Raw genomic sequence first — 14909 nt, 5'->3', positions numbered from 1 at the left:
GACGAAAACTGGGCTCTGACCTGCGGAAACTTCTCCACATCCCGTGGTGGCAGTGGTTCCCATCCGTCCGCAATGAGCGTAAAATCGAAGACATGTTCGACATCTCGGGTTCGACATCGACCGACCTGTCGCGGAGCGATCTCCTCGACACGGTCGGAGTGCTGACGCGCACGCAGCGTCGGGTCGAGGTCGAGGTGCTCAGGTCAGCGGCGCAGTGGGCGGTGCTCAACGGTGAGCGCCCGATGACGCGTGAGGAGCGCCGGGCGGCCGGTGTCCGCGTTCGGGAGTACGGCGGCCCCGGCACCCCGCGGGTGGCCGTCAATGCCGGCGCCGAGCTCGGCGTACGGCTCGAGGCGACGACGTGGACGGGCGACCAGATGATCGCTGACGTCCTCGACCTCCAGCATCGTCACCCGCAGCTGTGGGCTCGCGTCGAGGCCTGCGAGGTCCGCGCGTCCTATGCCACCTACGTCGTGCGCAAGACCCGGGAGCTCTCCCTCGTCGCTGCGCGCTACGTCGATGAGCGCGTGGTCGAGTCCGCGGACGGTCGGCTGCCGTGGACGCGTTTCATGGATCTCGTCGAGGCAGCCATTGCTGCAGCCGACCCCGAGCTCGCTGAGGAGCGGGAGCGCAAGGCGGCGAAGGCCGAGTTCGCGCGGGCCTCGCGTGACACCACCCACGGGATGCGTTCCTTCTGGCTGCGCACCGACCCCGCTGGTGTCGCTCGCCTTGAAGCGACCGTCGCGTTCCTCGCCACCGTGCTGGCTGAGCTGGGCTGTGAAGGTGACCTCGATCAGCGCCGTGCTGCGGCGATGGTTCTGCTCGCCAACCCGGCCCAGGCCACCGCGTTGCTCGCGCGCTACGCCGCCTGGAAGCAGGGGAGCGCGGCGTCGGATGGCGCCGAGCCTTCGCACGGGGAGTCGATATCGGCAGAGGACCTCGTGCGGGGTGCCGTCGCGCTCTTCGCTCGCTTCGGCGGCACCGTCGACGGCACAAAGCCGACCTTCGACTGGGCGAAGCTGCTGCCCGCGATCACCCTCTTCGTGCACGTGTACGCCGGCCGGCTCACCCGCGAGGCCGGTCTGGACGAAACCGGGACGACGGGCATGGCCCGCATCGAAGGCGTCGGCCTCGTGACCGAAGGCTGGATCCGCGATCGCCTGGGTCCCCGCGCGAAGGTCACCGTCCGGCCGGTCATCGACCTCGACGGCCAGGCGCCGGTCGATGCGTGGGAAATCCCGGACCGACATAGGCAGGCCGTGCGCCTCATGACGCCGGCCGACGCATTCCCGTGGTCCACCGCTTCGACGAACTCCGACGGCGGTTGGTCCGGCATGCAGATCGACCACACCGAGGCCTGGAGGCCCGACGCTGGTCCGGGCCAGTCACGCATCGGCAACTACGGACCGCTCACCCAGCGCCACCACAACCTCAAGACGCACGCCGGCTGGCAGGTGAAGCAACCGTTCGCCGGCATCTACGTCTGGCGCGACCCCGAGGGTGCTTTCTTCCTCGTCGACCACACCGGCACCCGAAGGATTGGCAGTTGACCAAGCGCCCGCGCATGCCGATGTGCGCGCGTGCGGGGAGTCGCAAATGCGAAAGGACGCGCCAGAACGCGGCAGGCCAGCGGGCGTGTCGAGTCGCAGATGCGCCTCCCCGCACGTGCCCGCTCGCGCGGACATGCCGCGGTTAGTTCGGTGTTGGCGAGAGTCGGGCGGCGCGGTCGATGACCTGCTTGGATGACCAGATGCGCGTGGTCGCGGCCCTCTCGATGACTGCTGTCCTCTCGGTGACGGCGTGCTCAGGAAGCGGGAAATCCCAGCAGACCCCTAGCGACAGCACGCCAACGGCAGCGTCGATCGATAGCGTCACGCCCATGCCAACAGATGACGCCTGGGATCTATACGAGCGTCTGGGAGACGGAGATCGTTCAGCTCTCTCAACGAGACAGCAGGCTGTCTTCGCGATCTGCGATCTGCGCCAAGAGGTTAACTCCGGCGGGTTTGACTCCTATTTCCGCTCCTGGGGAGGCGACACCGCACAGGTCGCTCTAGTCGCCCTGCCTGAGGCGCTTGGAGATTCTTGGGCGGCACTGCTGCAAGAGGCCATGCGGACACTTGGGCCGCAGTATCCGGCGGACGCGGACGCGCGCTCTGACCTACTTGAAGACCGCGACGTGATCGCTGAACTGAACGAGTTGGACTCCCGGCTTTACGAACTTGAAGAGGCGACCGATGCGGACGATCGCGTGAACGCATACCTGGCTGCGGCGCCGTAGAAGCGCCCGACATCGCCGCGCGGGCGCGGCGCAGGACCCGAGTCGCTGCGCAGGAACGCCCGCTCATGCCGCGTTTGGTCCGCGCTCGCGCGCTCCGGCCGATTCCGTCTCCTTGGTGCCTCTTGCAGCGCTAGCGTTCAGGCAACACGGTCGCCGGGATACGGAGTTGCAGTGGCCCACAAGTCTGAAGCGCGCAGGTCGACATGGCGCGATGGGCTGTTGGGTGTTTCTGCTGGCACGGCACTGGCCGCAGTTAACCTTCTCCACTTCTCCTCGAAGCACGCCTTCGTGCGCCCTGGAACCTGGCCGCGCGTCTTGTTCGTCCTCGCGGCCGGCGCTCTAGCCCTGGCGGCGTGGCACAAGTGGCTGAAGGGTCAGCCGACCGACAAGCGGGGGCATTCGTTCATCCCCTTGGCAATGCCGTTGCTCGTCTCCGCCAGCCTCTATCTTGCGGCAGCGCTGATCATTTCCCACCTGCGCTCCGAGCCAGTGCCGATGAACCTCGGAGCCGAACTCGCCGGCCGCGCGCAGGTACAGCCTGGGAAGGGTGATCCCGTCGTGGACCTCGCCAACGCCGTGATCAGCTCACAACTCGAGTCCAACCAGGACGTTGAAACGCACTACAAGCTGTACGCGGGCGCGTCGAAATCTGCCGATTATGTCGGCGCCATGACCATGTCGGCCTACCGCAACACCGCCCTAGCTGACGGGCTGGCAGATGACTACGACGATCGCATCACTCAACGCTTGCTCGGCGAGGCAATCAACGTAGATGCAGGCGAGTCGCTAAAAGGTGTTCGTGGCCACTTTCGATGCGGCGAAGGCAGTGGGGCCAAAGGCAAGTTCATTACCTGCGTGTTTGCGCACGGCGTTAGTGCGGCAGTCATCACGATGCCAACCACCGAACCGAACCCGCGGGATCTGGCCAGGAGAATGATCCTCGACCTGCTAGAAAGATGATCGCTTCTGCAATCCTGACCCGCCCGGATCTGCCGCGCTTCCGTGACGTCGAGTCGAAAGCGGCCCGCCAAGCCGTAGTCCAAGAGCACCTACCAACACGGGTGGACCCTCCGATGTCTCGGAGGTCGTCGGAAGTGCCAGGTCGGCGCTGTTGGAGTCGCCCAATGGGTATGACTAGTTCCCGGGCTCCATTCCGCCCGATCAAGTGCGTCTCATCGAAGACTGATCCCCGAGTGACGACGTACGAAGATACGTCTTCCTCGACCGGAACGACGCACCGCGCCTAGGCTGCGCCCACCATGTCGAACACTCCGCGTCTCGCGTCCGTGATCCATCTGCGGTCGGCGCTGCCCGCACCGATCCAGCACGCCGTGCCGGCCGCGGTCACCGCGCCGATCGCCACGACGACCAGCAAGGTCCTCAAGGCAGCGCTCTTCCCGGTGCGTGCGGCGGTGGCGTTCGGCCACGCCAGCATCGGGGTGTCCCAGCTCGTCCAGCCCGGGGGACCGGTGCGGCTCCTGCACCTGATGAGCGCGGTCACGGCGGAGGATCGGCCGCTGGGACAGGCGCTGCAGAACGGCGGGGTGGTCGACCGGGTCCTCGACGAGCAGGGCGTGCTGTCGCGCCTGTCGCAGCCGGACGGCGTTCTCGACCGGCTGATCGCTGCCGACGGCTTCGTCGACCGGGTGCTGGCCAAGGACGGCGCGATCGAGCGGCTGATCGCGCCCGGTGGATTCGTCGAGCGGCTTCTCTCGGACAACGGTCTGGTGGACCGGCTGCTGGCGACCGGCGGCACCGTCGATCGGCTGATCGCTCCCGGAGGCGCCCTGGACCGGATCCTCGCCATCGACGGACCGGTCGAGCGACTGCTCGCCGAGGAGGGCGCGGTCGAGCGGCTCCTCGAGCCCGACGGCGTGGTCGACCGGCTGGTCGCGCGCGGGGGAGTGCTCGAGCAGGTCGTCGCTGACGGTGGTCTGCTCGACCGCGTCGGAGGCCTGATCGACAACGTCGACCGCCTCGCCCCGGTCCTCAGCTCGCTCGAGCGGGTCGTCAACGGCATCGACCAGTCGGTGCAGCGCCTTGAGGGCGACCTCGACGGACTGTCAGCGGCCATCGCGCCGCTAAGCGCCATCGCCGGCCGCGTGCCGGGTACCCGCAAGCGGGTTGCGGCCAAGCCGACCGAGGCGCCGCAGCTGCCTGCGGCGGAGTGACGCAGCGTTCGTCTGGCGGTCCGCCCACGCACTGGAAACCACCGGTGTTACTGTGGCAACGCGTCCCTGATCTGCGGGGCGCCCCGCCCGCCGGCCGCTGAGGCCGAGGGCATCCTCTCCGCCGTTCGACGGCGCCGACCGGCGCCTGCGTGCGACGGAATCACCTCACGACGCCGCCTCTGAGTGCGGCGCCCGACGTGTGGGAAGGACCTCACGTGACCGAATCACCCGAAGCCAAGCCCGCCAAGAAGACGGCGCAGAAGAAGCCCGCCGGTCTCAACGGCATGCTCCTCGCCGACCTCAAGGCGATGGCTGGCGCCCTCTCGATCCCCGGCGCGAGCTCGATGAAGAAGGCCGACCTCGTCGCCGCCATCCAGGGCGCCGGTACGCCGAAGAGCGAGGCCTCCGCGCCCGCTCGCGAGCGTGCCCCCCAGGCCGCCAAGGCCGAAGGCCAGCTCGAGACCAACGCCGAGACCAAGCCCGCTTCCGAGCAGCAGGAGTCCGACGGCGAGCAGGCCGAGCAGGCTCCGACGCGCAACCGCCGCAACCGGAACCGCAACCGCAACGCCGAAGACCAGACGCAGGGCGACAGCGCTCAGCCCGCGCAGGACGGCGACACCCCGGACGCAAAGCCCGCGGACCAGCCCGAGCAGGGCGGTCGGCAGCAGAACCAGAACCAGCGCCAGCAGGGCGGCCAGCAGGGCCAGCAGCAGCGGCAGCAGAACCAGGGCGGCCAGCAGAACCAGCAGCAGCGCCAGCAGAACCAGGGCCAGCAGAACCAGGGCCAGCAGAACCAGCAGCAGGGCGACGACGCGGACGGCGAGGGCGCCAACCGCCGTCGCCGGGGTCGCGAGCGTGACCGCAGTGCCCGTGGCCGCAACGAGCCCGACACCACGATCCTCGAGGACGACGTCCTGGTGCCGGCTGCCGGCATCCTCGACGTGCTCGACAACTACGCGTTCGTCCGGACCAGTGGCTACCTGCCCGGCGCCGACGATGTCTACGTGAGCCTCAGCCTGGTCCGCAAGCTCGGCCTGCGCCGTGGCGACGCGATCGTCGGCCAGGTGCGCCAGCCCCGCGAGGGCGAGCGCAAGGAGAAGTTCAACCCGATGGTCCGCATCGACTCCGTCAACGGCGTCGACCCCGAGACGGCCAAGGACCGGGTCGTCTTCGAGAAGCTCACGCCGCTGCACCCGACCGAGCGCCTGCGCATCGAGACCGACGGCGGCACGGCGCTGGGCAAGGCGATCGACACCGCTGCGCCCGTCGGCAAGGGCCAGCGGGGCCTGATCGTCAGCCCGCCAAAGGCCGGCAAGACGACCGTCCTCCAGACGATGTCCGGCGCGATCACCACCAACAACCCCGAGTGCCACCTCATGGTCGTCCTCATCGACGAGCGCCCCGAGGAGGTCACCGACTTCCAGCGCAGCGTCAAGGGCGAGGTCATCGCCAGCACGTTCGACCGTCCGGCCAGCGACCACACGATCGTCGCCGAGCTCGCCATCGAGCGCGCCAAGCGCCTCGTCGAGCTCGGTCACGACGTCGTCGTACTCCTGGACGGCATCACGCGCCTGGGTCGTGCCTACAACCTGGCCATCCCGCCGTCAGGTCGTCTTCTGTCCGGCGGCGTCGACGCGGCTGCGCTCTACCCGCCGAAGAAGTTCTTCGGCGCAGCCCGCAACATCGAGAACGGCGGCTCGCTGACGATCCTCGCGACCGCGCTGGTCGAGTCGGGGTCGAAGACCGACGAGGTCATCCTCGAGGAGTTCGCCGGCACGGCGAACATGGAGCTCCGGCTCCGTCGCGACCCGGACGCCACGGAGTTCCCCGCGGTCGACGTCGCGGCCTCCGGCACGCGCCACCGCGAGCTGCTGCAGTCCCTCTGACGGGTACGCCGCGTGGGCCGTGGCCGCGCCTGCCTCACTCGGGCAGGTCGGCCATGGCCTGCGCGGACTCGTCGATGATCGCGCGCATTGCCTGCTCCGCGCGTGCCGGATCCCCGGTCCGCACGGCGCGCGCGACCGCATCGTGCAGCGCGATCGCCTCCGGCTTGGGGTGGTGCGGCATCAGGTCGTGATGCGTGCGCCCCTCGAGCACCCCGGCAACCATCTCGCCGAGCGAGGCGAGCATCTCGTTGCCGCTCGCTTCGAGCAGGGTCCGGTGGAAGCGCTGGTCGCTCGCCAGGAACTCCTCGAGCGCCCCGCTGGTGCCGTGGATCTCCATGTCGCGCACGGCGTCGCCGAGGGCGCGGCTCTGCTCCGGCGTCGCCCGGGTGGCCGCGAGGCGCGCTGCCACGGGCTCGATGCCCAGGCGCAGCTCGGAGAGCGAGAGCAGTTGCGCGACCCGGTCCTCGCCGGCCAGGCGCCAGCGGATCACCTGCGGGTCGAAGACGTTCCAGTCTCCCCGCTCGCGGACAGTCAGGCCCACGCGACGCCGTGAAGCGATCAGCCCCATCGACTCCAGGACCCGGACCGCCTCGCGCGCCACGCTGCGCGACACGGCGTACTCCTGACCGATCGAGTCGAGCGTGAGCACGGTGCCGGGGGCCAGCTGACCTGCGGCGATGGCGGCACCGAGGGCGTCGAGCACGGAGCCGTGCAGTGCGGGGGCGCCGGGGGAGCGGGTCATGGAGACAGCGTGGCACGCAGGAGCCGGCCGCGAAAGAGCAGATTTATTTGAACAACCTCTTGTCAAAGGTCATACCTTTGAGATCTGATGTGAGCACCGCCACATCGTGAGGAAGCAGTGATGACAGGTCAGCAGTCCCAGCCGCTCGTCGTGGTCATGGGTGTCTCCGGATCAGGGAAGACGACCGTGGGTGCCGCACTCAGTCAGCGTCTCCGGGTGCCGTTCGCCGATGCGGACGACCTCCACCCCGCGGCCAACATCGTGAAGATGGCCTCCGGTCACGCGCTCGACGACCACGACCGGTGGCCCTGGCTCGAGAAGATCGGCACCTGGCTGCACGAGCACGAGCTGTCCGGCGGTGTCATGACCTGCTCGGCGCTCAAGCGTCGCTACCGCGACCAGCTGCGCCACCACGTGCATCGCGTCGAGTTCGTGCACCTGCACGGCACGCGGGAGGTCATCGCGGCGCGCCAGGCCGGTCGCCCGGGGCACTTCATGCCGTCCTCGCTGCTCACCTCGCAGTTCGCGACCCTCGAGCCCCTCGCTCCCGACGAGCGGGGCCTCGTGCTCGACGTCGCCCTCCCGGTCGACGACCTCGTCCAGCAGTACGTCGACGCGCATCGCGTCCCCGACAAGAAGTTTTCAGAGAAGAAGGAGATCTGATGTCCGCGCTCGTCCTGCCCCTGGCGACGACCCCACTGATCGATCCGGTCGCACCGGGATGGCAGCTCGTCACCGCTGCCCTCACCGCGATCGCGCTGATCGTCGTGCTGATCATGGGGCTGAAGCTCCACCCGTTCCTCGCCCTGATCGCCGGTGGCCTGACGGTCGGCATCGTCTCCGGAGTCCCGATCGAGGCCGTCCTGGCCAGCTTCACCACGGGCTTCGGCACCACTGCCGCGGGAGTCGGCATCCTGATCGCGCTCGGTGCGATGTTCGCCAAGCTCCTGGCTGACTCCGGCGGCGCGGACCAGATCGTCGACACGATCGTCGGTCATGCCTCGCCGCGCATGCTGCCGTGGGCCATGGCACTCGTCGGCGCGATCATCGGCCTGCCGATGTTCTTCGAGATCGGGCTCGTCCTGCTGATGCCGGTGATCTATCTGGTCGCCCGACGCTCGCAGCTGTCGCTGGTGACCGTCGGTATCCCCGCGCTCGCCGGCCTCTCGGCCATGCACGGCCTCGTCCCGCCGCACCCGGGTCCGCTCGTCGCGATCTCCGCCCTCGGCGCCGACCTGGGCACCACCCTGATGTTCGGCGTGCTCGTGGCCGTCCCGACCGTGGTGGTCGCCGGTCCGCTCTTCGGTCGCCTCGCCGGTCGCTGGGTCGTCGTTCCGGCTCCCACCCGCTTCGACGCGGACGAGGCTGCCGCGGCGGCCCGCCGTCCGGCGTTCGGCGTGACGATGGCGACGGTCCTGCTGCCGGTCACGCTGATGATGGCCAAGGCGATCGCGGACATCACCGTCGACGACGCCACCGACCTCACCCGCCGCACGCTCGACATCCTCGGTACGCCGCTGGTCGCGCTGCTGATCGCGGTCGTCGTCGCGATGTTCACCTTCGGCCGTGGCGCCGGCATGGGGCGCGCCGAGGTGGGCAAGGTCGTCGAGGGTGCCCTGCCGGCGATCGCGGGCATCCTGCTCATCGTCTCCGCCGGCGGTGGCTTCAAGCAGGTGCTCGTCGACACCGGCATCGGCACGATGCTCGCCGACTGGGCCACCGGAGCGAACGTCTCCGTCCTGCTCCTCGCGTGGGTCCTCGCGGTGCTGATCCGTCTGGCCACCGGCTCGGCGACCGTCGCCACGATCACGGCGAGCTCGCTCATGGTCGGTCTTGTCGACGGCCTGTCGTCGGGGGAGACCTCCCTGGTCGTCCTCGCCATCGGCGCCGGCTCGGTCTTCTTCTCGCACGTCAACGACGCCGGGTTCTGGCTGGTCAAGGAGTACTTCGGGCTCTCCGTCGGCCAGACGCTGCGGTCGTGGTCGGCGATGGAGACCGTCCTGTCGGTCACCGGTCTGCTCATGGTCCTGCTGCTCGGCGTGGTGGTCTGACGCCCGGTTTGGTCCCCGCTTGGCCGAGGTGGCAGAATTGCCCGCTGGTCCCGGTTCACGCACGTCCATCCGGACGGGCGACCCGGAGCCCTTGAATCCCAGGAGAAGTTGTGAAGAAGGACATTCACCCCGAGTACGTCGTCACCGACGTCACCTGCACCTGCGGCGCGTCGTTCCAGACCCGCAGCACGCTGACCTCGGGCAAGATCCACTCGGACGTGTGCTCGCAGTGCCACCCGTTCTACACGGGCAAGCAGAAGATCCTCGACACCGGCGGTCGCGTCGCGAAGTTCGAGGCTCGCTACGGCAAGAAGTAGCAGCTTCCGAGCGCCGGCCCCCGCATTCGTGCGGGCGGCCGGCGCTCGTCATTTCGCCTCGTCTCGAGACCCAAGCCGCAGGAGTACGCCGTGTTCGACGCCGTAGAGGGATTCGCTGCCGAGCATGCTCGGCTCGAGCAGCAGCTCGCCGACCCCGCGACCCACGCCGACCAGGCCCTCGCCAAGCGCCTCAACCAGCGGTACGCCGAGCTGTCGGCCATCGTCCGCACGTGGCGGGAGTGGCAGCAGCTCGGTGACGACATCGACGCGGCGCGCGAGCTGGCGGCCGAGGACCCGGAGTTCGCCGCCGAGGCGGAGGCAGCTGCGTCGCGCCGTGACCAGGTCGCCGAGAAGCTCCGGCAGCTGCTCGTCCCGCGCGACCCCAACGACGGCAAGGACGCGATCCTCGAGGTGAAGTCGGGCGAGGGCGGTGAGGAGTCGGCGCTCTTCGCGGGCGACCTGCTCCGGATGTACACCCGCTACGCCGAGCGCCACGGGTGGTCCGTCCAGATCCTCGACGCCAACGAGTCCGACCTGGGCGGCTACAAGTCCGTCACGGCCGTGGTGAAGGCGAAGGGCACGCCCGAGCCGGGCGAGGCCCCGTATGCGCTGCTCAAGTTCGAGGGCGGCGTCCACCGCGTCCAGCGTGTCCCCGCCACCGAGTCGGCCGGCCGGATCCACACCAGCGCCGCCGGCGTACTCGTGATGCCGGAGGCTGAGCAGGTCGACGTCGAGATCAACGACAACGACCTGCGCATCGACGTCTTCCGCAGCTCGGGCCCCGGCGGCCAGAGCGTCAACACCACCGACTCCGCCGTGCGCATCACGCACGTGCCGACGGGCATCGTCGCGTCCTGCCAGAACGAGAAGTCGCAGCTGCAGAACAAGGAGTCGGCGATGCGGATCCTGCGCGCCCGACTGCTCGCCGTCGCGGAGGAGCAGGCGGCGAGCGAGGCCAGCGCCGCCCGCAAGAGCCAGATCCGCACCGTGGACCGCTCCGAGCGGATCCGCACCTACAACTTCCCGGAGAACCGGATCTCCGACCATCGCACGGGCTACAAGGCGTACAACCTCGACACCGTCCTCGACGGCGAGCTGGGCCCGGTGCTGGAGAGCTGTGTTCAGGCCGACCTGCAGAGCCGGCTGGAGGAGCTCGGATGACCCGGATCCGCGCCACGCTCGCCGAGGCCGCTCGCCGGCTTGCCGAGGCCGGCGTCGAATCGCCGGAGTCCGACGCGCGCCTCTTGATCGCCCACGTGCTCCAGGTCGACCCGGCCGAGGTCCAGCTCCTCGACATCCGTGGCCGCGAGATGTCTGCAGGGGAGTGGGATGCCCTCGACGATCTGCTGCACCGGCGCCAGAGCCGCGAGCCGCTCCAGCACCTCACAGGCGTTGCGTACTTCCGGCACGTCAGCCTCCAGGTCGGTCCGGGTGTCTTCACCCCGCGACCGGAGACCGAGCTGCTGGCCGGCTGGGCGATCGAGCATGCTGCGCTGGCAGGGGAGCGCCCGGTGGTCGTCGACCTGTGCACGGGATCGGGCGCGATCGCGAAGTCGATCAAGGACGAGCTGCCCGACGCCGAGGTCCACGCCGTCGAGCTCGACGAACCGGCGCACGCCTGGGCCAGTCGCAACCTGGCCGGCACGGGCGTCGACCTGCGTCAGGGCGATGCGTTCGCGGCGTTCGCGGAGCTGGCCGGCACGGTCGACGTGGTCGTCTGCAATCCGCCGTACATCCCGCTCGAGGCGTGGGAGTCCGTCGCCGTCGAGGCGCGCGACCACGACCCGCACCTGGCGCTCTTCTCCGGCGACGACGGCCTCGACGCGATGCGTCTCCTCGAGGCTCACGCGGCCGTGCTGCTGAAGCCCGGGGGAGTCGTGGGTGCCGAGCACGCCGACGTGCAGGGCGAGTCGGCTCCTGCCGTCTTTGCAGCGACCGGCCGCTGGCGTGAGGTCCGCGATCATGTCGACATGGCAGGACGTGCGCGCTACCTGACGGCGCGACTGGCACGATGACCCCCGTGAAGCGTTTCCCGGTCACCGACCCAGCCGAGCGCGAGGAGGCCCTCGAGGCCGCCACCCTCGCCGTACGCCGCGGTGAGCTCGTCGTCCTTCCCACCGACACCGTCTACGGCATCGGGGCCGACGCCTTCGACCCCGCCGCCGTACGCCGCCTGCTCGCGGCCAAGGGCCGTGGCCGCGAGATGCCCCCGCCGGTCCTGATCGGCGCGGCGTCGACGATCGACGCGCTCGCCATCGGCGTTCCGCAGTGGGTGCGTGCGCTCACCGAGGAGTTCTGGCCCGGCGCCCTGACCGTCGTCCTCCGCCAGCAGCAGTCGCTGCAGTGGGACCTCGGTGACACGCGGGGCACCGTCGCGGTGCGGATGCCGGACGACGAGGTGGCGATCGCGCTGCTGGAGCGCACCGGTCCACTCGCGGTCAGCTCGGCCAACCTCACCGGCCACCCGGCCGCCACCGACGCGGACGCCGCCGAGGAGATGCTCGGCAGCGAGATCACCGTCCTCCTCGATGGCGGCCCCTCGGCGGGCACGACGCCCAGCACGATCATCGACGCGACCGACCCAGAGCGCCCGCGGGTGCTGCGCCTGGGCGCCCTCAGCCTCGAGCAGCTCAACGCCGTCACCGGCCCGCTCGGAATCACCATCCCCGCCGACGACGCCGTCGACGAGGGCTGATGCGCGAGTACCTCGTCGTCTTCCTGGTCGCCGGATCGGTGACCTACCTGTTGACCGTCATCGCCCGCGAGATCGCGCTCCGCACCGGCGCCGTCGCCCAGGTCCGCAGCCGCGACATGCACGTCATCCCGATCCCGTACTTCGGGGGAGTGGCGATGCTCGGCGGTCTCGTGGCGGCGTACCTCGTGGCCCGGCACCTGCCGTTCCTCAGCGCCAAGGACCCTGGCAACGTCTTCCACGACGCCGGCGTGGTCCTCGCCGGAGGCGCACTGATCTGCGCGATCGGCGTCCTCGACGACCTTCTCGAGCTCGACGCGCTGACCAAGCTCGGCGGCCAGGTCGTGGCGGCCGGCCTGCTGATCCTGTTCGGCGTCACCTACCGGTTCTTCCCGCTCCCGGGCATCGGCCAGTTCGCGCTTCCGCCGGATCTCGCCTCGCTGCTGACGGTCGTGACGGTGGTCGCGACGGTCAACGCGGTGAACTTCGTCGATGGCCTCGACGGCCTCGCCGCCGGGGTGGTCGGCATCGGTGCGAGCGCGTTCCTGCTCTTCTGCTACCAGCTCTCGTACCTCAACGGTCAGGTGCTGGCCTCGACTGCTGCCCTGCTCTGTGCCGCGCTGGCCGGCGCCTGCGCCGGGTTCCTCCCGCACAACTTCCACCCGGCACGCCTCTTCATGGGCGACAGCGGATCGATGCTGCTGGGGCTCGTCCTCGCGGCCTCTGCGCTGACCCTGACCGGCCAGTTCCCGGCGGAGGCGCTGACGCGTGGCGGTGACGGCGCGGATGCCAGCCTGTTGCCGACGCTGCTGCCCGTGCTGCTGCCGCTGTCGATCCTGATCGTCCCCTTCGCCGATCTGGTGCTCGCGGTGATCCGGCGTACGCGGCGGGGGCAGATGTTCTACCACCCGGACAAGCAGCACCTGCACCACCGGATGCTGGAGATCGGCCACTCCCACCGACGCGCCGTGATGATCATCTGGCTCTGGGCTGCACTCGTCGGCTACGGCATGGTGCTCGCGGGCCTCTACTCCGGACCGATCGTCTTCGCCCTGCTGGCGATCTGGTTCGTCATCACCGTCTTCCTGACCTTCGCGGTCCCGCGCGTGCACCTGCCGCACCGGCCCGAGTCCGACCGAGAGGTACCCCTTCCGTGAGCGCCACCGACCCGACCGATGACGCTGACCTCGAGACGCGCCAGGCGGTCTCGCAGGCGCTCGTCCCGATGATCTTCGCGAGCGCCTTCGCCGTGGTGGCGGTGGGCGTCCTCGCGGTCATCGCCGCCGCGACGACGGGGGACCGCGCGCTGGCGGGAGCACTCGTCGGTGGTCTTGCCGTGCTCGCCGTGCTCCTGCTCGGAGTGGCCACCCTCGCCCTCGTCGTACGCGTCATCCCGGAGGCGAGCCTGCTCGTCGCGATGGTCATGTACGTCGCCCAGGTCGCCGTCCTGTTCGCGCTGTACGTGCGCTATCAGCAGGACGCGGCGATGCGTCACGATCTGTCCGCTCCGTGGCTCGCGGGCGGCATCGCCGCGGCCACGATCGCGTGGGTTGCCGGGCAGGTCCTGGGTGCGTGGCGGGCCCGACACGATACGACCGGTGTTCACGACCTCACGCAGGTGAGCGAGGACGGCTCATGACTGGTAGTGTCCGGCCCGCGATGCCTCGCACAGAAGAAGAACAGCAGCCACAGGGAGACCCGTGGCTCGCTTTCGGGTACCTCGTGTCCGGAGTGGCGCTGTACGGAATTCTGGGCTGGCTCGCTGACCGATGGCTGGGGACGAGTTTCCTGGTCGTCGTCGGGATCCTCTTCGGGGCGACTCTCGGCATCTACATGACTTTCAAGCGGTTCGGTGCACACGCAGCCGAGACCGAGCAGAGCCACGGCAAGGAGACAGAGTGAGCCTCACCGCGACTATTGCGGCCGCCACGATCAAGGCGGGGGACGAGTTCCACGCGCCGAGCGCCGGCATCTTCGACCTGCCGTCGATCGCTGACTCGGGCATCACCAAGTCGATGGTCCTCGTGACCTTCTCGGCCGTGCTGATCCTGGGCTTCATGATCGCCTCGTCGCGCAAGGCCTCGGTCGTGCCGGGCCGCCTGCAGTTCGCGGGCGAGATGGTCTACGGCTTCGTGCGCAACACGATCGCCCGTGAGGCGATCGGCTCCGAGAAGTTCATGAAGTTCGTGCCGTTCCTCTTCTCGCTCTTCCTGTTCATCATCGTGAACAACTACTACGGCATCATCCCGCTGGTGCAGCTGCCGTCCTTCGGCCGCATCGGCTACATCGTGCCGCTCGCCGCGCTCGCCTGGCTCGTCTTCATCGGCGCCGGCATCAAGAAGCACGGCTTCTTCGGCTTCCTCAAGCACGCGACCGTGCCGCACGGCGTCCCGAGCTGGATCCTGGTCCTGCTCGTCCCGCTCGAGTTCCTCTCGAACATCATCGTGCGCCCGTTCACGCTCACGCTGCGTCTCTTCGGCAACATGTTCGCCGGCCACCTGCTGCTCGCGCTCTTCGCCGGCGGTGGCGCCTTCCTCCTGCAGGACGGCAACATCGTCCACGGCGGAGTCGGAATCCTGGCCTTCGTGATGGGCATCGCCGTCAGCTTCCTCGAGCTGATCGTGATGTTCCTGCAGGCCTACGTCTTCACGCTGCTCGCTGCGATGTACATCGGCGAGGCCATCGCCGACGAGCACTGAGCCGACGAAGACCTGCAGCACCCGTAGTACCCCCTCAAGTTTCGCCAAAGCGCGACGTGACCGCCACGTC

16 protein-coding genes are annotated in these 14909 nt (G+C 69.2%); 15 read left to right on the top strand and 1 reads right to left on the bottom strand.

From position 1 onward, the window contains the following. The first annotated feature begins 92 nt into the window (after window positions 1-92). The 5 genes from EPD65_RS00830 (at window position 93) to rho (ending at window position 6338) form a co-directional block, all read left to right on the top strand. Entirely contained in the window at window positions 93-1550 is a 1458-nt protein-coding gene (locus tag EPD65_RS00830; RefSeq protein WP_131581000.1) for a hypothetical protein, read from the top strand. Between the two features lie 188 nt (window positions 1551-1738). Beyond that, window positions 1739-2281, top strand: coding sequence for a DMP19 family protein (locus tag EPD65_RS00825; protein WP_165872832.1), 543 nt, complete (start codon window positions 1739-1741; stop codon window positions 2279-2281). Window positions 2282-2452: 171 nt separating this feature from the next. Then, a complete protein-coding gene (locus EPD65_RS00820) occupies window positions 2453-3241 on the top strand; it encodes a hypothetical protein (protein ID WP_131580996.1) in 789 nt (262 codons plus the stop codon). A 299-nt stretch (window positions 3242-3540) separates the two neighbouring features. Beyond that, window positions 3541-4452: an ABC transporter gene (locus EPD65_RS00815; RefSeq protein WP_131580994.1), complete on the top strand. Its 912-nt coding sequence runs from the start codon at window positions 3541-3543 to the stop codon at window positions 4450-4452. A 215-nt stretch (window positions 4453-4667) separates the two neighbouring features. Further along, window positions 4668-6338 (top strand): transcription termination factor Rho, encoded by a 1671-nt coding sequence (gene rho / locus EPD65_RS00810; RefSeq protein WP_243640366.1) that lies wholly within the window; start codon window positions 4668-4670, stop codon window positions 6336-6338. A gap of 34 nt (window positions 6339-6372) precedes the next feature. Here the strand turns inward: rho and EPD65_RS00805 are convergent, their stop codons facing one another. Beyond that, window positions 6373-7080 (bottom strand): FadR/GntR family transcriptional regulator, encoded by a 708-nt coding sequence (locus tag EPD65_RS00805; protein ID WP_131580992.1) that lies wholly within the window; start codon window positions 7078-7080, stop codon window positions 6373-6375. A gap of 120 nt (window positions 7081-7200) precedes the next feature. Here EPD65_RS00805 and EPD65_RS00800 point away from each other — a divergent pair, with 120 nt between their 5' ends. From EPD65_RS00800 to atpB, 10 genes are all read left to right on the top strand, one after another. Next, window positions 7201-7743 (top strand): gluconokinase, encoded by a 543-nt coding sequence (locus tag EPD65_RS00800; protein WP_243640365.1) that lies wholly within the window; start codon window positions 7201-7203, stop codon window positions 7741-7743. Then, window positions 7743-9131 carry a GntT/GntP/DsdX family permease gene (locus tag EPD65_RS00795; RefSeq protein WP_131580990.1) on the top strand — a complete coding sequence of 463 codons (1389 nt, stop codon included), beginning with the start codon at window positions 7743-7745 and terminating at the stop codon, window positions 9129-9131. Before EPD65_RS00800 ends, EPD65_RS00795 begins: the two co-directional genes overlap by 1 nt. 110 nt (window positions 9132-9241) lie before the next feature. Beyond that, the gene (gene rpmE, locus EPD65_RS00790; protein ID WP_131580988.1) at window positions 9242-9448 is read left to right on the top strand and encodes a 50S ribosomal protein L31; all 207 of its coding nucleotides are present in this window, start codon (window positions 9242-9244) and stop codon (window positions 9446-9448) included. Window positions 9449-9538: 90 nt separating this feature from the next. Continuing rightward, window positions 9539-10609 carry a peptide chain release factor 1 gene (gene prfA, locus EPD65_RS00785; protein WP_131580986.1) on the top strand — a complete coding sequence of 357 codons (1071 nt, stop codon included), beginning with the start codon at window positions 9539-9541 and terminating at the stop codon, window positions 10607-10609. Beyond that, window positions 10606-11463 (top strand): peptide chain release factor N(5)-glutamine methyltransferase, encoded by an 858-nt coding sequence (gene prmC, locus EPD65_RS00780; protein WP_131580984.1) that lies wholly within the window; start codon window positions 10606-10608, stop codon window positions 11461-11463. The genes prfA and prmC overlap by 4 nt, the downstream gene beginning before the upstream one ends. A 5-nt stretch (window positions 11464-11468) precedes the next feature. Continuing rightward, a complete protein-coding gene (locus tag EPD65_RS00775) occupies window positions 11469-12143 on the top strand; it encodes an L-threonylcarbamoyladenylate synthase (protein ID WP_243640364.1) in 675 nt (224 codons plus the stop codon). Then, window positions 12143-13297 carry a glycosyltransferase family 4 protein gene (locus EPD65_RS00770; protein ID WP_131580980.1) on the top strand — a complete coding sequence of 385 codons (1155 nt, stop codon included), beginning with the start codon at window positions 12143-12145 and terminating at the stop codon, window positions 13295-13297. Before EPD65_RS00775 ends, EPD65_RS00770 begins: the two co-directional genes overlap by 1 nt. Beyond that, the gene (locus EPD65_RS00765; protein WP_131580978.1) at window positions 13294-13779 is read left to right on the top strand and encodes a hypothetical protein; all 486 of its coding nucleotides are present in this window, start codon (window positions 13294-13296) and stop codon (window positions 13777-13779) included. Before EPD65_RS00770 ends, EPD65_RS00765 begins: the two co-directional genes overlap by 4 nt. Then, entirely contained in the window at window positions 13776-14042 is a 267-nt protein-coding gene (locus EPD65_RS16485) for an AtpZ/AtpI family protein (protein WP_243640363.1), read from the top strand. Before EPD65_RS00765 ends, EPD65_RS16485 begins: the two co-directional genes overlap by 4 nt. Beyond that, window positions 14039-14839, top strand: a complete 801-nt coding sequence (gene atpB / locus EPD65_RS00760) for a F0F1 ATP synthase subunit A (RefSeq protein ID WP_243640362.1) — start codon at window positions 14039-14041, stop codon at window positions 14837-14839. The genes EPD65_RS16485 and atpB overlap by 4 nt, the downstream gene beginning before the upstream one ends. Window positions 14840-14909 lie beyond the last annotated feature (70 nt).

The organism is Nocardioides jejuensis (genome assembly GCF_004337475.1).
Classification (GTDB): Bacteria; Actinomycetota; Actinomycetes; order Propionibacteriales; family Nocardioidaceae; genus Nocardioides; species Nocardioides jejuensis.
This window is presented reverse-complemented; position numbering and strand designations above follow the sequence as displayed.